The following is a 20,434-nucleotide window of genomic DNA, read 5'->3' on the forward strand; positions in this document are numbered from 1 at the left end:
TAGGCTAGTAGCATCATGCCCATCCGCGAGTTCCGAATGGCAGACTACGCCAGCGTGCTGGCCCTCTGGCAGGATGCTGGCCTGGAGCTCAACCCCTCGGATAGCTTCGAGGGTTTGCAAAAGAAGCTCGAGCGCGACCCCGACCTGTTTCTGGTGGTGGAGGAAGACGGGCAGATTCTGGGGGCCCTGCTGGCGGGCTACGATGGACGGCGGGGCTGGCTTTACCACATGGCGGTACACCCCTTTGGGCAGGGGCAGGGCTGGGGTAAGCGGCTGCTGGAGGAGCTCGAGTCCCGTCTGCGTGCCAAGGGTTGCCAGAAGCTGAACCTGCTGGTTGAGCCCTCGTATGCCGAAGCCCAAGACTTCTTCGAGCGCCTGGGCTACCGCCGCGACGACCTGATTTTCATGGAGAAGTGGCTGGGTTAGAGCGGTTCTCGAGAAGAACGCAGCGATCTTCAGGTGTAAAAATCGTACTAAACGCGTATTTACCGCCAATCTCAGCAGCAAAAAACCAGAGCTGCGATAAGGCGTAAGATTAGAGGCATGTGGAACTATATTCTGCTGGCCTTTGTGCCCCTGGCTGTGGTACTGGAAGTGCTTCACGCGCCAGACGTATGGATTTTTCTGATATCCGCACTGGCCCTGCTGCCGCTGGCGGGCCTCATGGGCCGGGCTACCGAGGAGTTGGCCGCGAGGGCCGGTAGCACCGTAGGGGGCCTGCTCAATGCCACCTTTGGCAACGCTGCCGAGCTGATCATCGCGCTGGTGGCCCTGCTCGCCGGAAAGATTGAAGTGGTGAAGGCCAGCATCACCGGCTCCATCCTGTCCAACCTGCTGCTGGTGCTGGGGCTCTCGATCTTCCTGGGCGGTTTGCGCCATAGCACCCAGAAATTCAATGCTCAGGCTGCGGGCCTGATGACTTCGCTCCTGACCCTAACCCTGATTGCCTTCATGCTGCCGGCCTTCTTCGACATTGCTGAGCGCAACTTTTTCAAGGTGGAAAACCCGGCCCTGCCCGACCAGATGTTCAGCCTGGCCACAGCGGGAGTGCTGATTTTGATTTATCTGTCCAACATCTATTTTTCCTTGCGTACTCACAAAGACCTGATCTCCGGTATCTCCGACCAGGAGCACCACGAGGCGACCTGGAGCCTTCCGGTGGCGGTGGGTGTGCTGGCCGCTGCCACGGTGGGGGTGGCGGTGATGGCCGAGTTTCTGGTGGGCAGCCTGGAAGAGGCCACCAAGGTGCTGGGCCTTTCGGAGTTTTTTGTGGGCATCATCCTGATTCCGCTGGTGGGCAACGCAGCCGAGCATTTTGCGGCAGTGGTATTTGCCGTGAAAAACAAGATGGATCTGGCGGTGCAGATTGCGGTGGGTTCTTCCCTGCAGATTGCCCTGCTGGTAGCACCCATTCTGGTGATTGTGGGCTATTTTGCGGGCCGCCCGATGGATTTGGTGTTCCAGAACCCCCTGGAGCTCGCCGCCCTGGCGGCCTCGATTCTGGCCACCAACGCAGTGGTGCGGGATGGCCAGAGCAACTGGTTGGAAGGGGTGCTGCTGCTGGGGGTTTATGCGCTCCTGGGCTTTGCTTTCTTCTTCACGCCCAGGTAAAGCGACAACTCCTCGGACTTCAGTCCGAGGCTTCTCGGTTCTCAAGGAACGGCCCTTGCCGTATCCGTCCCCGAAGGCCCCGAACCTTGACACCCCGCTTCGCGGCGAAGAAAGCGTCTCCGTATCAGCAGGCGTGCGCAATGCTTCCCGCCCCGCTTTGGTGGGGCGGGTGCCACAGGTCTTTGTCTGAATTACAAAAAGCCCAGGCCGCTGCACTGGAGAAGGCCTTGCAGGCCAACCGTGAAAACCTGGCTGTGGTCGAACAACAGGCCTTGCAGGGGGTGCCCAAACAGGTAGTGGCCAGGCTCGAGGAGACCAAAAACAAACTTCACGAGGCCCTCAACAATAGCTTACCCGGGCGGAAAAGGAGATATTCATGTACGCTGCCCTCTTTGTACTGATCTCCCTGATATTCATCCTGCCCCTGCCCAGCGAGGAGCTTCGGGGAAGAGGCGGGATGGCCGGAGCGAGAGGTGAGTTTGTAGGCCGAAATGAATTTGAGGTGGCCAGCCTGGTTCAACAACGGGGCTTTCATGGGAGCGGCCTTGATTGTACTCGGCAAACCAAAGAGGTCTAAGGCGCCGTATGTTAACATGGCTGAGCATGAGCCTCGAGGCCTTCTCCGACGAGGTGCTCTTGGCCCTGGTAGTTCGGGGTGACGAGACAGCCTTGCAACAGCTTTTTCGCCGCTATGCCGGGGCTTTTTTGGGCCTCGCACGGCGCATGGGGCTCGATGCGGCCACCCAGGAGGACGTGGTGCAGGAGGCCTTTAGCAAAATTTGGAAAAACGCCCGGGAGTTTGACCCTCGTCGGGCCTCGGCAAGGGCCTGGCTGCTGGCCGTGGCCCACCACACCACGGTGGATCAAATTCGCCGCCTGGAAGCCCGACCCAAGCCGCTTGAGCCTCAGGAGGAGGCGGCGGAAGAAGCCTTCGACCTGCCTGGGCTGGGTCTGGACGAGGAGGGTCGTCTCAATCGCATCCGGCTGCAGAAGGCCTTAGGTTGTCTGAGTGATGAGGAACGGGCGGTCATCGAGGTGATTTTTTACCAGGGCTATGCCCACCAGGAGGCCGCCGAGCGGCTGGGCATTCCCCTGGGTACCCTAAAGACCCGGGCCCGGCGGGCCCTGACTCGTTTGAAGGAGGAACTCCATGAAGCTTGAGGAGGTGCGGGAGCTTCTACCGCTTTACGCTCTGGGAGGGCTGACGGCGGAGGAGCGGGTGCGCCTCGAGGAGGCCCTAAAGCGCTACCCCGAGCTTTGGCCCGAGGCCCGGGCCCTACAGGAGACCGCGGCCGACCTGGCCCAGCTAAGCCCGCAGGCGCCGGTTCCCCCCGGTTTGGAAGAGAGGGTGATGGCCCAGCTGCACTTCCCAAGACGCCTTCCATGGGCGATCTGGCTGTCTCGCGCCGCTGCAGTGCTGCTGGTGCTGGTACTGGGGTATGGAGGTTGGTGGGGGCTGGGCTGGCTGCTGGCCCTGCGTGATCCGGTTACCCAGGTGCTCACCCTGGCCAGCCCTCAGGGCCAGGTGGTAGGGCGGGCCATTTTGAGGGCCGACAAGACGGCCCTGGTGCTCCTCGACCGCTGGCCGCCACGGGGCCAGGTTTTCCAGGCCTGGGGCCTGGCCCAGGGCAGTCCAGTGCCCCTGCCCACATTCCGCACGCCCCTCAAGAGCCTGCGCCTGCCTGCCGGAGCCCGGGCGGTGGCGGTTTCCCTCGAGCCGCCTGGCGGGAGCCAAAGGCCCACAACCCTGCTGGGCCTACCACAACCCTGAGACTGTAAGATCGCGCCAAAGAAAGGGCTGTAGCCGGGGGGAAATCCAAACAGCCCTCCTCCTGCGAACAGCGGGTTGGAGGTGCAAATATGGAAACGCAACCCCAAAATCTGGCCCGCAGGCAGTTTGTGAAGGTCTTGACGGCTACCGGCCTCTCGGCGGCGGTCGCCCACAGCTTGGTGGGGCGGGTGTTGGCCCAGTCGCAGGGGGTGAGCGACCTGGATGTACTCAACCTGGCTCTCACCGCCGAGTATCTGGCCACTGATGCCTACACCCGTGCCCTTACGGTGAGCTTCCCCGGCGAGATCAGGGACTACCTGGCTGAGGCCCTCAAGCACGAGGAGGCCCACGTTAAGGCCCTGACCGACACCATCCGCGGGCCCTTTGCGGCAATGCCGGTGGCCCGCCCCCAGTTCACCTACGGCGACCTGCAATTCAACACGGCCAACCGGGTAAAGGTGCTGGAGACGCTGGTGGCCCTCGAGACCGCCTTCACCGGGGCCTACCTGGGAGCTATCCCCCTCATCCAGAACAAGGCGGTGCTCTCTGCGGCGGCCAGTATTGCCATGAACGAGGAGGCCCACCTGGCGGTTTTGCGCGATGCGGTGCTGAGTCTGGGGGGTAAGGTAGAAGGCCCCCAAACCCCGGTAGGCCGGGCTTTTGCCGTTGCCATCACCCCTCAGCAAGCCAGCCAGGCCGTGCAGGGCTTTGTCCGTCGATAAAATCCATAGACCTGGGCCCCACCCGCTGTGGGGCCCATCAATACGCTGAAAAAGGGGGTTTGAGTCATGAAGCGGCGAGTGTTTCTTAGTGGGATGGGTGCGAGCGCGCTGACGCTTGGGTTGAGCCCGGTGCGTGCACAGAGCCTTGGTTTCACGCGAGCGGTGGTATTGAGCGGAGTTGAAGTGGTACCGAATCCGGTCAACACAGCCGCTCTGGCGGTGGTGCGCCTCGAGCTTTCCGGCTTCACCCTTACTGTCCAGGGAGCAGTGGCTAACTTGAGCGGGCCTTTCCGTGACTATGCCCGCGATCCTGTGGACGACCCAGCCCTGAACGCCCGCCTCACCAGCGCAGTGCATATCCACCGGGGGGCCCGGGGGCAGAATGGCCCGCTTTTGCAGGCGCTCAAGGTTACAAGCGCCCCCGATGGCAAGAGTGGCACCTTTTCGGATCGGCTCGAGCTGAGTCTGGACGACCTGAACCGGCTTTACCGGGGCGAGCTATACTTCGACATCCACACCGCGGCCTTTAGGGCTGGTGAACTTCGCGGGCAGATTCTGATCATGGTTTAATCTACGGACTTCCAGTGCGAGGGCTTACCACACATTCGCTGCTCTCCATGCTATGTGCCCCTACAGGGTACGTGGGAGAGTCCATGTATCCCCGGTTTGAGGACTGGGGTATTAAGCGCTCTTCACAGACGTGGTCGCCCGCGAAAACGAGTGTTCTGTCCAGGGCAAAGGATTTTTAGTCCCGGATGGCTCGATATTTGTAAAGAGCGCTTTATGCCCTGCGCCGAATAATGAGCACAGCGGCATTGTCGGGAGCGCCTGCGGTAAGCGCCTGCTGCACCAGGGCTTCGGCGGCGGCCTGGGAGCTACCGGCCTGGCTCAAAATCTGGGCCATCTGGCCTTCGGTGACCTCGCCCCAGACCCCATCGGAGAGCAGCACCAGCGCCTCGCCCGGCTCCAGGGTGCCGGAAACCTGGCCGGTGGTGGCTTCCAGGGTCTCCACGTAGCCTTCCTGAGGCTGGCGCAGGTTGCCTAGCGAACGCAAGACCTGGTTGCGGTCGGGGTGGTGCATGGCCTCCTCGCGGGTAATCATCTGGCTGGCCACCAGGGCTGCGACCAGCGAGTGGTCGCGGGTGAGCTGCTGGAGCTGCCCCGAACGCCAGAGGTAAATACGGGTATCGCCCACGTGGGCCACGGTGTAGCGAGCCCCCCACAGAATCACCCCGCTCAGGGTGCAGCCCCCGTCCAGGCCCGCGAGGGCCTCGAGCACGGCCTGATTGGCGGCCCAGACCAGCCGCACCCCCCAGTCGGACTGGGCCTGGGGGTCGTCGAGGGGGTGGGGCAGGTTGCCTGCAATGAAGGTCTCGACGGCGGCCTGGCTGGCCCGCTCACCAGCGGCCATGCCGCCCATGCCGTCCGAGACGCAGGCCCGGAGCAAGAGGGTGCGACCAAACTCTGACTGGACGCGCTCGAGGCGGTAGGAGTAGGCATCCTGGTTGTAGTGGCGGCTGGGGTTGAGGCCCACGCTGGTGGCCTCGCCAAACTCCAGCACTACCTCCACCTCGCTCGGGCGCGAAAGCTTCTTGAGCAGGGCCAGGGCCTGCTTGGGGTTGGCCCGCTCTGCTGGGGTGGCCAGCATCTGGGCCAGCGCCTGGGGTACGCCCGGCAGCGGGATGCTCGAGAGCAGCAGCTCGCTGGGCCCTTCCACCAGCAGCGCGGTGCCGGTGAGCAGCTCAAACAACAAGGCCCCCAGCAGGTACACCCCGGTCTTGCTGCTCACGGTGGCTTCGGCCAGGACCTCGGGGGGGGTGTAGCCCTGCCGCCAGACTTTGTGCGCGGTCTCGCCTATGGGGGCCAGCCGGGGCGGCAGGGCCAGCCTCAGCCCCTGATTGGTCTGGTAGAGTGCTTGGGGCTCGAGGTCTACAAGCGCCAGGCCCTTGAGCTCGAGGAAGTACACCAGCTGGGCCAGAGGCTGTACCACTCCCAGGGCCGCCGGCAGCGAGAGCTTGCGGCCTACCGGCTCGCCCTCTACCGCCTCGACCGCCATGCCTTCGGGGCCCGCATAGACCAGCCGGGGCAGCAGGCGGTGGGTTTCCAGCCCGGCCAGCAGGCGGCCATCTTGTTTGGGCCCTACCAGCAGCCTTTGGGCTCCCTGGGTTGCCCTCATCCAGCTACCCAGGTAGGGGCCTTCCACCTGAAAGGTCAAGGGGCCCCAGGTGTGGGAGCCGGGCTGTAGCTCGTGGTTTTTCACGGTGGAGGGTAGTACGGTTTCCTCGAGGTGACCTTCCTCGCGCAGAGGAGGAGGGGCTTCTTTAGCGGGGTCTGCCAGCTCTTCCTCGGGGGGCAGGCCCATATCGGCGTGGGTCATACCCTCGGCTTCGGCCTCGGCAATTTCCCGCAAATCCAGCGCATCCAGCGGCGCCTCTGACGCAGGGGGAGGCTGGTTCGAGAGTGATCCCATGCCCTCAGCCTCAGCCTGAGCGACTTCCTGGATGTCCTCCGTGTCGTAAGCCGGAGTGGCCTGCTCCAACTCGGAGCGTTCGTCCGGCATGGCTAGCCCTCCTGAAAGACCACAATTACATTGCCAAACGCAATCTCATCGCCGTCCTTGAGTTCGGCGGGCTCCACCAGGCGGGGGGAGTAAGCTTCTTCCCCGGCCCGCTTGATGAAGACCCCGTTGGTCGAGCCCAGGTCGCGCACTTTCCAGACCCCCTCGAAGTAAAGCTCGGCATGGCGGCGCGAGATGTTCTCGGCCCCCGGCACCCCGGTCAGGTCAATCTCCACCGGGCCGGTAGAGGCATCAAATCGCCCCACCACCAGGCGCGGGCCCTGCAGGGGGATGGTTTCACTGGTGAGGGCGCCAAAGCGCTTGAAGACCAGTTTGGCCGGACGGAAGACCGGCGCTGGAGGGGGGGGCGGAGAGGGTTCGGGTGCGGCCGGCAGGGCGGCCTCATGCCCCGAGGCCGGATTGGCGGGGGCTGCCTCGGGTGCAGGGGGCGGGGTCTCGGTGATCACCGGTTCGGGGATCGGTGCCGGCGCTGCTTCCGGGGTGAGCTCGACCCCGCAGCTTTCGCAATACTGGGTGCCATCGGGATTCTCGGTTCCGCATACCTTACACACAATCATGGATTACGCTCCTCTCTGCGCCGTTCGCGGGTCAAGCGAACGATACCACCAAAACATAGAATCAGCACCGCGACCGCCAGGCCACCGGGTTCCAGGAGTTCGCCCTTGGCGGCGTCGGCCCAGCGAAACGCTGCCGCCAGGCCCAGCACCACCGCCAGGGGGATGCTCTGGCGTTCCAGGAGCAGCACCCCCAGATACACCGCGCCCAGCACGGCGGCGGCCAGGGCGCCCTGCTCAGGCGAGATCAGGTTGTTGTAGATGAGCAAGCCCGTACCGCCCAGTACCAGGAGCGGCAGAAGCCAGCCCACCTGGGTCACCAGAAAGCTCAGGGTGTAGAAAACGCCCAGCACAATCGCGCTGTAAAAGCCTGCCCGCAGCCAGGGGAAGACCCCCGGGAAATTTGGCACCCAGGTGTTAAAGTCGCGCTCGAGTTGCTGGTCGAGGGGTTGCAAGAGGGTTTGCAGACCGACGGGTCGTACCTCGAAGAAGAGATAAAATAGGGCCAAAAACGCTACCAGCGTGAGCAGATTGAGCCGGAGGTTATGCAGTGTCCTGGCTGAAGGTTCGGGGACTGGACTGGGGGTGGGATTGGGTTGGGGGGGCGGTGTGGGGTTGGGAGTGGGAGGGGGTTGGGGAACGGGGGCTGGGGTAGGGCGCTGCGCAGGGGCCAGGTTGAAACGGGCCTCGAGGACGCTCCCAGCTCGGAGCTGTACCTTGACCTGCTGAGGCTGAAAGCCTCGAGCGTCGGCATAAAGGGTATACGTGCCCAGCGGCAGCCCTTTCAGGTCGGTGTCACCCTGTACAACCTGCTGAAAGTTGTTGGGGCCTTGCAGCCGCACGGCAGTCTGGGGCGGGCTCACTCGAATCGAGAGGTTGCCGGTAGCCGGTGCGGGAGCCGGGGCAGTTCGGGCGGCGGGCGTAGGCTGTCGCTGGCCCAGCAAAATGGCCCGGAACTCGGCCACGCTCTGGGGGCGCCTCTCCACCCGGATTTCCAGGGCTCGGTTGACGGCCTGCTCGAGGCCATCGGGGGTCTCGGGGGGTAGCCGGAGGGGCTGGTTGCTCTGCACCCGGTCGGTAGCGGCGGGGGGCACCACCCCCATCAGCGCGTGATAAAGCGTAGCGCCCAGGGCATAGAGGTCGGTGTAGGGGCCAAACTTGCCGGCGGTGCCGTACTGCTCCAAAGGCGCGTAGCCAGGGGTCACCAGCCGGGTGTGTTGCAGGGTTTTGCCCTGGGCAAACTGTCTTGCCGAGCCAAAGTCAATCAGCACCACCCGGCCATCCTGGTGCAAGAACACGTTGTCGGGCTTGATGTCGCGGTGCAACATCCCCGCGTTGTGCACCACTTCCAGCGCATCCAGCAGCTTAAGCGCAATATCCTGCACCTCGCGGGCTGGCAGCTTGCCCTGCTTCTCGATGCGCTTGCCCAGGGTCTGGCCTTTCAGAAATTCCATCACCAGATAGGCGGTGCCGTTTTCTTCAAAAATATCAAAGACCCGCACGATGCCTGGATGATTGAACTTAGCCATCACGCGGGCCTCGTCTTCGAACTTCTCCATGGTCTCGGCAAAGCCAGCCCCCAGCAGACTGGTGGGCGGCACCACATTGCGCGAGTTGGCGCGCCGCGACGACCCCTCGGGGAACAGTTCCTTGATGGCTACGGGGCGGTTCTCCTGGGTATCGGCTCCCAGGTAGGTAATCCCAAACCCGCCTTGCCCCAGCACCTTGCCCAGGGTGTAGCGCCCGCCTTTGAGCCGGGTGCCTACCGGCAGGTGGTGGCTGGCGTGTACATCGATGCCCATGCCGCAGGCCGGGCAGGTGGTTGCACCCGGTGGAATAGGAGAAGCACAGTAGGGGCAGCGTTCCATACGCTACGCGAGAGTACAGGGGTTATGCGATATGAACAGGACGCAAAACATCTGGGCTACACCTGCTCGAGTATAGCTTTTTACTGGCCCCCAGAATCCCGCGAAACTGCGGTGCGGTGCACCTGTTTGGGGGGATACCCACGCCCTGGCCCCATCAAGCGCCGGTCATCTTGCGAATTTCTTCGTCGGAGGGCAGGTCGCCCCCGCCCGGCGCGGCCTCAGGCCCTTGTTTGAGTACCTGGGTCTTGGCCCCAATCTTGATGGTCTTGGCGGTGCCGATGCTGATGGTCTTGCTGCTCTTGAGCTCACCCACAGCCTGATCGAGGGCGCGGGTCATGGCGGTGTTGCCCAGCTTGACGGTCATGTTGCGGGCTAGTTCCAGCGTTTTGGCGGCCTTGCTGGGGTCGGTGCGGGCCTCCACCGTGGCCTGCTTGATGAGCTGCTCAATGTTGCGCTGCTGCACCCACTGCATCACCTCGGGGTCGATGCGGGCGGCCAGGGTTTCGTCGGTGGTGAACTCCACCACCACGTCCATGGGGGGCACCTCGCCCCGGTAGCCCTGGCCGGGCACCTCGTAGGTCAGGCCCATCTGGGCCAGGCGGATGCGCGAAGCCGGGCGGGCCGGCAGGGTGAACTCGAGGATAAACACCGTCCAGTCGCCCTTGGCCGCGTTGCCCAGGGGGTAGGGGCTGGCCTTCAGGTCTACCTCGGCCTGGGTGGGGTAGACCCGCGTGACCCGATCCAGGGTCACGTCCTTCACGGTTCTGACCGCGAGGCCAATATTGGTGATGACCTCGTTGGCGGCGTTTTCCAGCTCGCCCAGAATAGCCCTGGGCAGCTCGGTGGCCTTGAGGCTTGGGGGCAGCGGGTTCTGGGTATCGGGCACAATGTGGAAGGGCTTACCCTGGGTGCGGTCGGTGATGGCCGTGAGCAGGTCGTCGTTCCAGTCGTCGCCCACGCCAATGGCAGTTACGGGGATGTGGGCCTCGGCCAACTCTTGGGCGGCTTGCTCAACGAGTGGCTCATCGAAAGCCTGCCCGTCGGTCAGCAGAATCATGCGGCGGCTGCCCGACTCCTTTTGCAGTTGCTTCATGCCTTCCAGCATCCCCGCACCCATGTGGGTTCCGCCGGAGAACTGGGGCAGTTGCTCCACGGCTGCGATCAAGCGGGCCTTGTGGGCGGCATCGGTAAAGGGCTGCACCACCCCGGCGTGGTCATCGAACTTGATGAGCGCCAGACGGTCGGTAGGCTGGAGTTGGCGGCTATTCAGCAGGTTTTGCAGCGCTTCCACCACCAGGTCCATCTTGCTCTTGGCGCCGCGCACCACCTCATACGACTTGCCATCCACCCGAACGCTCTGTCCGGTGCGCTCTTTGGGTTCGGTCACCACCTCGCGCATCGAGCCGGAGGTGTCCACCACAAAGGCAATGGCCAGTTGGGGCCGGGCCCCTGCAGCCTGGGCCTCGGGGCGCACCTTGAGGGCCAAAAACATCTTCTGGCCGGGCATGTTGGCCAGCAGGTATTCGCGGTGGGGTTGCAGACGGGTCTCGAGCATACATCTCCTATGCACGGGTACGCAGTTGGGTTGGCAGGCCCAACCGGACGAGGTGTGTTTTACCGGGGGCGGATGTCCAGGACGATCTCCAATTCGAGCGCATTCAACAATGATTGTAGCTTAAGTGATTGAGTGCCACGGCTGTCTTTTGTCACCTGAGCCGCGAACGATTGCTGCTCGGGTAAACGCATCTTTCAGGTGATCCTTGGCCACTTCTGTTCTCCTGGCGCGGTTTGAAGAGGTGCTATCCACCAGCCTCTGACCCGTGATACCATCTTCGTTTGAACACTTTGCACAATTTTAGGTTGAGAGTAGAGGGTAGGTGTTGGTAACCTACCCCCTACCCCCCACTGCCCACCCCCACCTTATGCGTTGCTGAAAGTTTGGTTATTTGTCTTTGGTACGACCCGTTACCGTGCATCCACCGGTTTGCCGGGCTGAACTACGGGGCAGCCTTCAGGGTCTGGCCGCTTCGGGAGGGTTCGCCCAGCAGGCTGAGGGGCTCCTGGGCCAGGGTTCGCAGGGCCTTGCGACGGCGACTTTTGAGCTCCTTGAGCTCCAAGCGCTCGAGCTTCAGCCGGTTCAGGGCGTAGTCCAGGTAAATCGCCTGGGCCTCCGGGGCAGCCCCGCCCAGCACCCGCCGACGGGCAATAAAGCGCTCGGGCTCGAGGGCTTTCAGCAACTCCGGGTCGCCAAAGCCCAGGTGGCTTTGCAGGTCGTCCAGGCCCAGCTCGGCCACCGTACGACCCTTGCTGCTCAGCTCGCGCAGCATGCCCTGTACTCTGGGGTAGGCCTCGGCCAGCGAGAGGTGGTGCCCCGAAACCAGCACATCCACCAGCTCGGAGGCCAGCACGCTGCGGTCGCGCAGGCCCTGGGCCAGCACCTCCGGCACAAAGCGGCTTTCTTGCAAGGCCACCCGCAGGAGCGCCACGGCCCCCTCGGCGGCATAAAACAGGCTGTAGAGGGGCTCGAGTACCCCTGGCCCGTGGTCGTTCACGTCGCCGAAGGGGGTGCTGTAGTTGAGGTGGCCCAGGGTGGTGGGGCCGCCCATCAGCTCGGCCAGGAAGCCCCGCACATGCTCGAGCACCACCGGGTTCACCTTCTGCGGCATGATCGAAGACCCCTGGCTGATTTTTTCGGCTACCTGAAAGCCTCCTTGCTCGGCCCAGAACAAAAGGTCGGCCACCAGGCGGGAGAGGCTGGTGCCCATCCCGGCCAGGGCAAAGGCAATTTCCAGCGCCCAGTCGCCCGCCGCAATGGCATCGTAGGTGTGCTCGAGGGTGCCCCCAAAGCCCAGCCACTGGGCCAGGGCCTTGCGGTCTACCGGATAGGGGCTGCCCGCCAGGGTTGAAGCACCCAGCGGGCACTTGTCGGTGGTATGGAAGGCAGAGCGCAGGCGCTGGTAGTCGCGCGAGAGCAGATTTTCCACGCCCGTCAGGTAGTGCCCCAGGGTGGTGGGCTGGGCGGGGCGGTGGTGGGTGTAGGCGGTCAGGAGGGTTTGCCGATGGGTCTGGCCCAAACCCAGCAACTCCCGCCGCAGGTCGGACAGCGCCGTCAGCACCCGCAGCAGCCGTTCACAGGCGTAGGCCCGAAACACCGTGAGGTCGAGGTCGTTGCGGGAGAGGCCGCGCCGCAAGGCTCCTGCAATCTCGTGACCGTAGCGCTCACGCAGATGAAAGTCTATGGTGAAAAAAATATCCTCGAGCTGCCCGCTAAAGCCTGGAATGGGGTCTTTGCGTAGCTCACTCAAGGCCCAGGCGGCTTCTTTGGCCTCGGGAACGTTGAGCTTGCTCAGGCCCAGCGCATACGCCGTAAGGGCATCGTAAAAATAATCGCCCAGATGCTCCTTGGCGAAGCGGAAGTGCCTTTGCAACACCCAGCGACGGTATAGATTGTGCCAGCGCACCTGACCTCCTCAAAAGGGCATGCAATGCGGTGCAATGCCCTTCCACCATCAGCATATCGCGCTCTTTACAGACGTAGCCGCCCATCCGGGCGGCTACTGTTTTGTCCAGGACAAAGCTTTCTTGATGTTGGATGGCTCAAATTATACGAAGAGCGCTCTACACTGCCCTGATGCAAGCCTGGTTTGAGTCAGGGGCATTTCCTGAACCGATGTCATACCCAATCCACCAGAACCCCTTTCCTTCTCCCCTTGCGGGAGAAGGTGGCGACACCTCGGTAGCAGTATAAGGAAGTATCTCCACGATAGAAACGTAATGGGTAAGGAAAGGGTGATTCACGAGGCTGCGCCGCTGCAAACCCCAGAATTCGCACTTCCGTTGAGCAGCATGATATTTCTATCACGGGCGCACTGAGAATAGTGCCGGAGACGTTATTAACTGCGTCTGGGGTGTCGCCGGATGAGGGGTATAAAGAATGCCTCTCAAAAAATGACTGTTCAGGTTAATGCCGGTTTCAGCCCTTCAAGCCAGCCACAGCGCCACCCAACCGCCTGTGGCGGTAGCCAGCAGATTGGTCAGGTCGTTGCTCCACCATTCAAAACGGTCTTCCAACAACCCCAGCAGGGTGTCGGCCAGAGCCCCGGCAATGCCGCCCAGCACCACAGCCTGAGCCGGCACACCCAGCCCCCAGGCCCAGGGCGCAAATAGCCCAGCCCCCAGCACCAGTGCAAGGGTTCCGGGCCCACTCACCGCTGCGTTGGTTCCGGTCTCTACCCGTCCTTTGAGCGGGTGCCAGGCCCACCGACTACGGCTGCCCATTTCGGTGGCCAGCGTGTCGGCGGCGGCTGTAGCCAGCGCAGCCAGAAAAAAGACCGGCGACCCCAGCGCCATGCCTATTGCAGCCGGAAGCCCATTGGCCAGCACTTGAAAAGCCGTGCGACCTGAGCGGTCATGGCTTTTGGGATTGAGCCGACTAGCGATGCTGCCCAGCGCTACCAAAAAAATGACTGCCAGCGCAGCCGTTGGGCCCCCCGCCCACAGCGGCAACCCGCCCACCAGTGCCGCAGCCCAGGCAGCATTGGGCCTAAGCCAGCCCAGCCGTTCGGCCAGCAGGCCCACAGCAAAGGCGATGAGCAGAGCTGGAAGCGGATTCATAAGGGGGAAGTCGCCGATGGCCAGAAGACTGGAGCCCATAGGTAAGCGCAAAAGCCCTTTGCACTGTTGGCCCCCGACGCTAGACCCTCAACCCTCGACACCTACAGTACCTGCGACCAGTTCACCGTGCGCACGTTAGGCACGCTGCGCAGGCGCTCATCCAGCACCTTTTGCTCACCTTCGGTCAGGTCTACACGGGTATTGATGCGAAACAAGGAGGAGAGGGGTGAGGTGGGACTCGAGTTCACGCCCATAGCGCTCTTGCCCATCGAGGCAATGGCGTCCATGATGTCGCGCAGCAGGCCGGCCCGGTCGTCGGCCAGGACTTCTATTTGCATGACCCGGCCAAGCCCTTCCCAGTAGGCGGGCACCACCCGCCCCGAATCCTGCTCCATCAGGCGGCGCATGTTGGGGCAACTTGCTTTATGAATAGTCACCCCCCGCCCCCGGGTGATGTAGCTCAGGATGGCATCGCCCTTGGCGGGCTCGCAGCAACTGGCCAGCTTGATGGGGACGTTCAGATTGGACTCGAGGCGGATGCCCAGCTCGTTCTTGACCGGCTTGGTTTTGGGAGCGACCGTTTCTGTTTTTGGAGCCAGGATGCGGGCAACCTGCTGGGGTGCCACCCGGCCCCCGGCGATGGCTGCGTACAAATCCTCGGGTGAGGCGCTTTTGATGAGTTTGCGGCCCACCTCCTCGAGCTGGCTTTCCAAAGGTTTGGGCAGTCCCCGCCGCTTGAAGTACTTTTCCAGCATCCGCGAACCCTTTTCCAGGGTCTCGGCTCGCTCAAAGGCGCGGAAGAACATCCGCACTTTTTGCTTGGCCGAGCGGGTTTTGGCATACTCCATCCAGTCTTTGGAAGGATGGGCGGTCTTGGCGGTGAGAATTTCGACAATCTCGCCGTTTTGCAGCTCGTAGCTGAGGGGTACGATGCGCCCGTTGACCTTGGCCCCCACCATGTGATGACCTACCTCGGTGTGGATGTGGTAAGCGAAATCCACCGGCGTGGAGCCTTTGGGTAGGTTGATGATTTTGCCCTTGGGGGTAAAGACAAACACCCGCCCACCCAGCAGTTCTTTGGTGACGGCCTCGACAAAATCGCGGGAGTTGCTGTACTCCTGCTGCCAGTCCTGAATGCTTTTGAGCCAGCTCACCCGCCGCTTGAGGGCCTCGGGGTCGGTCACACCTTCCTTGTAGAGCCAGTGGGCAGCAATTCCAAACTCGGCTACCTGGTGCATTTCCCGGGTGCGAATCTGAACCTCTAGCGGCAGGCCATTCACCGCAATGACGGTGGTGTGCAGCGACTGGTAGCCATTGGGCTTGGGCACCGCAATGTAGTCCTTGACCCGGCCCGGGATGGGCTGCCAGAGGGCATGCACCAGCCCCAGCACGTGGTAGCAGACCTGTTTCTCGCGCAGGGCGTTCTCTTCGGGGTTCGGGCCCTGGCGCGGCTCCAGGATCACCCGCAGGGCCAGCAGGTCGTAGATTTGCTCGATGGCTTTGCCTTCCCGCTCCATCTTCTTCCAGATGGAAAAAAGGTGTTTGGTGCGGCCCGTGACCTCGATGTTCTTGATGGACTGCTTGAGGATAAAGTCGCGCGCCAGGGCTTGCTCGAGCTTCTCCTTGGCGGCCTGTACGGCGGCCTCGCGCTCGGCCCGGTGGCTTTTGAGGCGGGTCTCGAGGGCCTGGTAATTCGCGGGGTCGAGGTAGCGGAAGGAGAGGTCTTCGAGCTCGAGCTTAACCTGCCCAATCCCCAGCCGGTGGGCCAGCGGGGCATAAATTTCCAGGGTTTCGCGGGCGATGCGCTGTTGTTTGTGGGGGGGCATGAACTCCAGGGTACGCAGGTTGTGCAGCCGGTCGGCCAGTTTGACGATGATAATCCGCACGTCCTCGGCCATGGCGATGAACATCTGACGCAGGTCTTCGGCGTGCTTTTCCTCGGCGGGCTTGTCTTCCTGGGCGGCGTGGGCCAGCTTGTAGAGCTTGGAAACCTTGGTCTCCCCCTCCACAATTTTGCGCACCGCCGCCCCGAAGCGCTCCTCTATTTCCTCAGGCCGTACCTCGGTATCCTCGATGGTGTCGTGCAGCAGCCCGGCCATGAGCGTTTCGGCGTCCAGGCCCAGCTCGGCCAGAATTTGCGCTACCGCGACCGGGTGAATGATGTAGGGCTCCCCGCTCTTGCGCTTCTGGCCCTCGTGGGCTCTGTAGGCGAACTCCAGCGCCGCCCGCACCTGTGCTTTTGAGTGAGCCGTCAGATAGTGCAGATGCGGTTCCAGGCCCTGCCACAGGGTCGCCACCGCCGAATGCTCTGCGGGCGATAGGGGGGTCACCACGGGTTCATGGGAAAGTTTGGTCATGGCAGTTCTGGGTCTTGCTACTGGTTAACAACAGGCGACACCTTTCTCAGTCTAGCATTTTGTTTCCATCTGGCCATTTCCGATTAGACTAATCGCATGTTGCATCTTGACCTTAAGAACCTACATTCCCAGCGCATCGGCTCACAGGGGATTGACTGGCCAGCGATGCTGGCAGCCCATGCGCGGAGCCTGGAAGCGGCGCGCGATGCGCTATGGAATCGCAAATCCAGCCCCGAGGCCTTTCTGGGCTGGATTGACGTGCCCGAAGATACCGAAACCCTGCGCCGGGTGCTGCGTTACCGCCAGGCCAACGGCTGGGTCGAAGACCTGGTGGTGCTGGGTATTGGGGGCTCGGCGTTAGGGGCGCAGGCGGTGAGTGCCGCCCTGGGGAATGGCCCGGTGCGGCTGCATTTTGTGGATAATGTGGAGCCCGAGCCCATTATTGGGCTGCTCCGCAGCCTTGACCCCCACAAAACCCTGGTCAATGTGATTTCCAAGTCGGGTTCCACCGCAGAAACCATGGCGGCCTTTCTGGTGTTCAGACAGTGGCTCGAGCGGGCCGTGACCGACTGGAAAAAACACGTGGTGGTCACCACCGACCCTGCCAAGGGCATTCTGCGCCCCTATGCCCAGGCCGAGGGCCTTACGGCTTTCGAGGTGCCTCCCTCGGTGGGTGGGCGCTTCAGCGTGACCTGCCCGGTGGGCACCCTGCCGCTGGCCTTTGCCGAGGTAGACCTGGAAAGCCTGCTGGCCGGGGCGCGAAAGTCCAACGAGCAGGCTCGAGGGGCCCTGGAACACAACCTCCCGGCCCAGACCGCCCTGGTCAACCATCTATTCAGCCAGAGGGGTAAGAACATCGTGGTCTTCATGCCCTACTCGACCCGCCTGCGCTACCTGCCCGACTGGTTTGTGCAACTGCACGACGAATCGCTGGGCAAGATGCGCGACCGTCAGGGGAACCAAGTCCGCACCGGCACCACCGCCGTAAGGGCCATTGGTACCACCGATCAGCACGCCCAGGTGCAGCTTTTCCGCGAGGGCCCCCACGACAAGCTCACCACCTTTGTGCGGCTCCTGGCCCCCAGCGAAAACCTGGAAATCCCGGCGGTGAAGGGCCTCGAGGGGCTCGAGTACCTCTTCGGCAAGAGCTTCTTCGAGCTCCTGGATGCCGAGGCCAAGGCCACCGCCCATGCCCTAGCCAAAGCCGGACAGCCCAACTACACCCTCACGTTGGAAAGACTCGATGCCTACCACCTGGGTTGGCTGCTACAACACCTGATGTGGCAAACCGCCTTCCTGGGCGAGCTCTGGAACATTAACGCCTTCGACCAGCCGGGGGTGGAACTGGGCAAGGAGTACACCTACGCCCTGATGGGCCGTAAGGGCTGGGAGGCCCTGGCCCAAGAACTGAAAGCCGAGGGTGTGGAGTAATCGAGCTTTGTTGTGGAAATTGCACTACTGTGAATTTTCTTCTTTGCCGTTCATGCATCAATTTCAACCCCGCAATGGTCATTCCGTGCAAAGCGAGGAATCTGGTGCGCTGCAACTTCCTCCTCTAGCACAGGGGCGTATCTGATTTCCTATTGGCTCTCTCATGGCATGACGGGGTTGTTTTTGATGCAAGGGAGACAAGTCGCTTGATGGGTAGCTGTAAGTGCGGTGTCTAGTGACCGAGCAGTTCGCGCAGGGCTGGCGGAACGGTCTGCGGCTTGCGGGTTTGGGCATCGGCGGCCACATAAATCACCTCGCCGCTGATTAGATGCGCCTCGCCCCGAAAGATGCCCAGAACAAACTGCATGCTGCTGTTGCCGATGCGTCCTACACGCACGCCAATATCAAGTTCGTCGTCGTAGCGGGCAGGGGCATGGTACTCCACGGTGGCCTTGACCACGAACAAATCCACCCCGTAGCGCTCTACCGTGCTGGGGTAGGGGATACCCAAGGCCCGCCAGTACTCGGTAATGCCTACATCAAAGTAGGTCAGGTAGTGCCCATTGAACACGATGCCTTGTGGGTCGGCCTCGGCCCAGCGGACGCGCAAGCGGTGGAAGAAGGAAAAATCGCAGCGGTTCACGGTATTCAATATAGAGGGCTCTTTACAAAGACCGAACCATCTTTACTTGAACACCCACCATACACTAGTGGTCTGGTAACAAAGTGTTTGAGATGCCTCCATTGAACCCAACTTCTGCTCTTGATTTCTTGTAGTCATTCCGAGGCGCACGCAGTGCAACGAGGAATCTGGCTCTGCAAAGGAACAGTGATTACAGTGGACTGAAGCACATCAGATTCCTCTCTTCGCTTCGCTACGTTCGGAATGAACCCATAAATTTACTTACCAGACCACTAGGAGGTGGGGAGTAGGGTGTAGATGAAGAATACCGCCGCCTACCTCCCACCACCTATCCCCATCTCGTGCGTTGCTGAAAGTTGGCCACATGCCTAAAAAAACCTCCCCTTGATGGAGGGGAGGTTGGGCAAGCGCTGTACCTGGGTTTAGTCTTCCAATCCCCCCACATCCCAGTGCTCTGGCGAACGCCAGAGGTTGGATATGAGCAGCTCACGCATGGCCAGGAATTCTTTGGGCATCCGCTCGTAGAGCTTGATGAAGAGTTCTTCGTGAGAGAGGATTTCTTTAAGCCATAGGTCACGGTCAATGGCCATCAGCTCCTGGAACTGCTCCTTGCTGAAGTTCAGGCCGCGCCAGTCCAGGTCTTCGTAATGGGGAACGTACCCCAGCGGCGATTCGGTGCCACGACCACGTCCATTAGCCCGGTCTACAATCCACTTCAAAACCCGCATGTTTTCGCCAAAGCCTGGCCAGGCGAAATTGCCGTTTTGATCCTTGCGGAACCAGTTCACACTGAAGATGCGGGGTGGGTCTACTACCCGGCGACCGATATCCAGCCAGTGGTTGAAATAGCTGGCCATGTGGTAGCCGATGAAGGGCAGCATGGCGAAGGGGTCGCGGCGCACTTCGCCAATCTGCCCAAAGGCGGCGGCAGTCATCTCTGAGCCCATGGTGGCCCCCAGGTAGACCCCAAACGACCAGTTGAAGCTCTGGTAGACCAGCGGCACCACCGTGGCGCGGCGTCCACCGAAGATAAAGGCTTTGATGGGTACGCCCCTGGGATTTTCCCACTCGGGGTCAATGACCGGGTTCTGGCTGGCCGGAGCGGTAAAGCGGGCGTTGGGGTGGGCGGCTTTACGGCCACAGTCGGGGGTCCACTCCTGGCCCTGCCAGTCAATGGCTTTGGCGGGAGGTGGGCCGTCCATGCCTTCCCACCACACATCACCTTCTGGAGTCAGGGCCACATTGGTGAAGATGGTGTTGGCTTTGATGGACTCCATGGCATTGGGGTTGGTGGCATAGGAAGTGCCAGGGGCCACCCCAAAGTAGCCGGCCTCGGGGTTGATGGCATACAAACGCCCATCGGGGCCGGGTTTGATCCAAGCGATGTCGTCACCCACGGTAGTAACCTTCCAGCCGTCGTCCTGGAAGGGTTTGGGTGGGATCAGCATGGCGAAATTGGTCTTGCCGCAGGCCGACGGGAAGGCGGCGGCTACATAGGTCTTCTGACCTTTGGGGTCTTCGACCCCCAGGATCAGCATGTGCTCGGCCAACCAACCCTCGTCACGTCCAATCACGCTGGCGATACGCAAGGCCAGGCATTTTTTCCCCAGGAGGGCGTTGCCGCCGTACCCGGATCCATAGCTCCAGATGCTGCGTTCCTCGGGGAAATGCACGATGTATTTGACCTTGGGGTTGCAGGGCCAGGGGACATCCTTCTGGCCGGGTTCCAGAGGCATCCCCACGGTGTGCATACAGGGTATAAAGTCGCCATCCTCGCCCAGCACGTCATACACGGCCTTACCCATGCGGGTCATGATCTTCATATTGACCACCACATAGGCCGAGTCGGTGATCTCGATGCCGATATAGCTAATGGGAGAACCCAGCGGTCCCATGCTGAAGGGAACCACATACATGGTGCGGCCCCGCATGCAACCATCGAACAGGCCCTGCAAGGTGGCGTGCATCTCTTTGGGGTTGACCCAGTTGTTGGTGGGGCCTGCGTCTTCTTTGTTGATGGAGCAGATGAAGGTGCGGTCTTCCACCCGGGCGACATCGCTGGGGTCGGAGCGGGCCAGGAAGCTGTTGGGGCGCAGCTGGGGGTTGAGGCGGATAAAAGTACCCGCCTCAACAAGCTGCTCGCAGAGGGCGTTGTACTCCTCTTCAGAGCCATCGGCAAAGTGGACATGATCGGGCTTGCATAGAGCGACTGCCTGGGTGATCCATTGCTTGACCCGCTCGCTTTTGATGTAGGGAGGGAACTCGAGGTTTTGCATACTGTTCCT

The 20,434-nt window shown here is 62.0% G+C and carries 17 protein-coding genes; 7 read left to right on the forward strand and 10 right to left on the reverse strand.

Translation table 11 applies throughout. The features are described 5' to 3' along the window. Positions 1-15: 15 nt before the first annotated feature. Together J3L12_RS01835 and cax are read left to right on the forward strand one after the other, a co-directional pair. On the forward strand, positions 16-426 hold the full coding sequence (locus J3L12_RS01835) for a GNAT family acetyltransferase (RefSeq protein ID WP_208013341.1): 411 nt from the start codon (positions 16-18) through the stop codon (positions 424-426). Between the two features lie 117 nt (positions 427-543). After that, positions 544-1,611: a calcium/proton exchanger gene (gene cax / locus J3L12_RS01840; RefSeq protein WP_208013342.1), complete on the forward strand. Its 1,068-nt coding sequence runs from the start codon at positions 544-546 to the stop codon at positions 1,609-1,611. 191 nt (positions 1,612-1,802) lie between these two features. Here cax and J3L12_RS01845 read toward each other — a convergent pair whose 3' ends face one another. Continuing rightward, positions 1,803-1,943, reverse strand: a complete 141-nt coding sequence (locus J3L12_RS01845; protein WP_208013343.1) for a hypothetical protein — start codon at positions 1,941-1,943, stop codon at positions 1,803-1,805. Positions 1,944-2,214: 271 nt separating this feature from the next. Here J3L12_RS01845 and J3L12_RS01850 point away from each other — a divergent pair, with 271 nt between their 5' ends. From J3L12_RS01850 to J3L12_RS01865, 4 genes are all read left to right on the forward strand, one after another. Then, positions 2,215-2,772, forward strand: a complete 558-nt coding sequence (locus tag J3L12_RS01850) for a sigma-70 family RNA polymerase sigma factor (protein ID WP_208013423.1) — start codon at positions 2,215-2,217, stop codon at positions 2,770-2,772. Continuing rightward, a complete protein-coding gene (locus J3L12_RS01855; RefSeq protein WP_208013344.1) occupies positions 2,762-3,382 on the forward strand; it encodes an anti-sigma factor in 621 nt (206 codons plus the stop codon). The genes J3L12_RS01850 and J3L12_RS01855 overlap by 11 nt, the downstream gene beginning before the upstream one ends. A gap of 89 nt (positions 3,383-3,471) precedes the next feature. Next, positions 3,472-4,104 carry a ferritin-like domain-containing protein gene (locus J3L12_RS01860; protein ID WP_208013345.1) on the forward strand — a complete coding sequence of 211 codons (633 nt, stop codon included), beginning with the start codon at positions 3,472-3,474 and terminating at the stop codon, positions 4,102-4,104. Between the two features lie 162 nt (positions 4,105-4,266). Next, entirely contained in the window at positions 4,267-4,674 is a 408-nt protein-coding gene (locus tag J3L12_RS01865; protein WP_347708816.1) for a CHRD domain-containing protein, read from the forward strand. A 211-nt stretch (positions 4,675-4,885) separates the two neighbouring features. On the opposite strand, the gene J3L12_RS01870 is transcribed toward J3L12_RS01865, so the two are convergent. The 7 genes from J3L12_RS01870 to J3L12_RS01900 all read right to left on the reverse strand — a co-directional run bounded on the left by J3L12_RS01870 (position 4,886) and on the right by J3L12_RS01900 (position 16,075). Then, positions 4,886-6,664 carry a protein phosphatase 2C domain-containing protein gene (locus J3L12_RS01870; protein WP_208013347.1) on the reverse strand — a complete coding sequence of 593 codons (1,779 nt, stop codon included), beginning with the start codon at positions 6,662-6,664 and terminating at the stop codon, positions 4,886-4,888. 2 nt (positions 6,665-6,666) lie between these two features. Beyond that, a complete protein-coding gene (locus J3L12_RS01875) occupies positions 6,667-7,239 on the reverse strand; it encodes an FHA domain-containing protein (protein WP_208013348.1) in 573 nt (190 codons plus the stop codon). After that, positions 7,236-9,104 carry a protein kinase gene (locus J3L12_RS01880; protein ID WP_208013424.1) on the reverse strand — a complete coding sequence of 623 codons (1,869 nt, stop codon included), beginning with the start codon at positions 9,102-9,104 and terminating at the stop codon, positions 7,236-7,238. Before J3L12_RS01880 ends, J3L12_RS01875 begins: the two co-directional genes overlap by 4 nt. A 154-nt stretch (positions 9,105-9,258) precedes the next feature. After that, entirely contained in the window at positions 9,259-10,659 is a 1,401-nt protein-coding gene (locus J3L12_RS16875) for a VWA domain-containing protein (protein ID WP_208013349.1), read from the reverse strand. A 442-nt stretch (positions 10,660-11,101) separates the two neighbouring features. Then, on the reverse strand, positions 11,102-12,565 hold the full coding sequence (locus tag J3L12_RS01890; protein ID WP_208013350.1) for a lyase family protein: 1,464 nt from the start codon (positions 12,563-12,565) through the stop codon (positions 11,102-11,104). A 520-nt stretch (positions 12,566-13,085) separates the two neighbouring features. Continuing rightward, the gene (locus tag J3L12_RS01895) at positions 13,086-13,757 is read right to left on the reverse strand and encodes a DUF92 domain-containing protein (protein WP_243454824.1); all 672 of its coding nucleotides are present in this window, start codon (positions 13,755-13,757) and stop codon (positions 13,086-13,088) included. Positions 13,758-13,819: 62 nt separating this feature from the next. Beyond that, positions 13,820-16,075: a bifunctional (p)ppGpp synthetase/guanosine-3',5'-bis(diphosphate) 3'-pyrophosphohydrolase gene (locus tag J3L12_RS01900; protein WP_243454825.1), complete on the reverse strand. Its 2,256-nt coding sequence runs from the start codon at positions 16,073-16,075 to the stop codon at positions 13,820-13,822. Between the two features lie 96 nt (positions 16,076-16,171). Here J3L12_RS01900 and J3L12_RS01905 point away from each other — a divergent pair, with 96 nt between their 5' ends. Further along, complete coding sequence (locus J3L12_RS01905) at positions 16,172-17,506, forward strand: glucose-6-phosphate isomerase (RefSeq protein ID WP_208013351.1); 1,335 nt, start codon at positions 16,172-16,174, stop codon at positions 17,504-17,506. A gap of 232 nt (positions 17,507-17,738) precedes the next feature. Here the strand turns inward: J3L12_RS01905 and J3L12_RS01910 are convergent, their stop codons facing one another. Both J3L12_RS01910 and J3L12_RS01915 read right to left on the reverse strand, forming a co-directional pair. Further along, entirely contained in the window at positions 17,739-18,149 is a 411-nt protein-coding gene (locus J3L12_RS01910) for a thioesterase family protein (protein WP_208013352.1), read from the reverse strand. 422 nt (positions 18,150-18,571) lie between these two features. After that, complete coding sequence (locus tag J3L12_RS01915; RefSeq protein WP_208013353.1) at positions 18,572-20,425, reverse strand: phosphoenolpyruvate carboxykinase (GTP); 1,854 nt, start codon at positions 20,423-20,425, stop codon at positions 18,572-18,574. Positions 20,426-20,434 lie beyond the last annotated feature (9 nt).

Origin of the sequence: Meiothermus sp. CFH 77666, assembly GCF_017497985.1 — a bacterium.
Classification (GTDB): domain Bacteria; phylum Deinococcota; class Deinococci; order Deinococcales; family Thermaceae; genus Meiothermus.

Bases quoted from the DNA above. Each gene is read 5' to 3' on its own strand.
- J3L12_RS01905 (WP_208013351.1), top strand. From the start codon at position 16,172: ATGTTGCATCTTGACCTTAAGAACCTACATTCCCAGCGCATCGGCTCA.
- cax (WP_208013342.1), top strand. From the start codon at position 544: ATGTGGAACTATATTCTGCTGGCCTTTGTGCCCCTGGCTGTGGTACTG.
- J3L12_RS01875 (WP_208013348.1), bottom strand. From the start codon at position 7,239: ATGATTGTGTGTAAGGTATGCGGAACCGAGAATCCCGATGGCACCCAG.
- J3L12_RS01860 (WP_208013345.1), top strand. From the start codon at position 3,472: ATGGAAACGCAACCCCAAAATCTGGCCCGCAGGCAGTTTGTGAAGGTC.
- J3L12_RS16875 (WP_208013349.1), bottom strand. From the start codon at position 10,659: ATGCTCGAGACCCGTCTGCAACCCCACCGCGAATACCTGCTGGCCAAC.
- J3L12_RS01915 (WP_208013353.1), bottom strand. From the start codon at position 20,425: ATGCAAAACCTCGAGTTCCCTCCCTACATCAAAAGCGAGCGGGTCAAG.
- J3L12_RS01900 (WP_243454825.1), bottom strand. From the start codon at position 16,075: ATGACCAAACTTTCCCATGAACCCGTGGTGACCCCCCTATCGCCCGCA.
- J3L12_RS01880 (WP_208013424.1), bottom strand. From the start codon at position 9,104: ATGGAACGCTGCCCCTACTGTGCTTCTCCTATTCCACCGGGTGCAACC.
- J3L12_RS01895 (WP_243454824.1), bottom strand. From the start codon at position 13,757: ATGGGCTCCAGTCTTCTGGCCATCGGCGACTTCCCCCTTATGAATCCG.
- J3L12_RS01870 (WP_208013347.1), bottom strand. From the start codon at position 6,664: ATGCCGGACGAACGCTCCGAGTTGGAGCAGGCCACTCCGGCTTACGAC.
- J3L12_RS01835 (WP_208013341.1), top strand. From the start codon at position 16: ATGCCCATCCGCGAGTTCCGAATGGCAGACTACGCCAGCGTGCTGGCC.
- J3L12_RS01855 (WP_208013344.1), top strand. From the start codon at position 2,762: ATGAAGCTTGAGGAGGTGCGGGAGCTTCTACCGCTTTACGCTCTGGGA.
- J3L12_RS01850 (WP_208013423.1), top strand. From the start codon at position 2,215: ATGAGCCTCGAGGCCTTCTCCGACGAGGTGCTCTTGGCCCTGGTAGTT.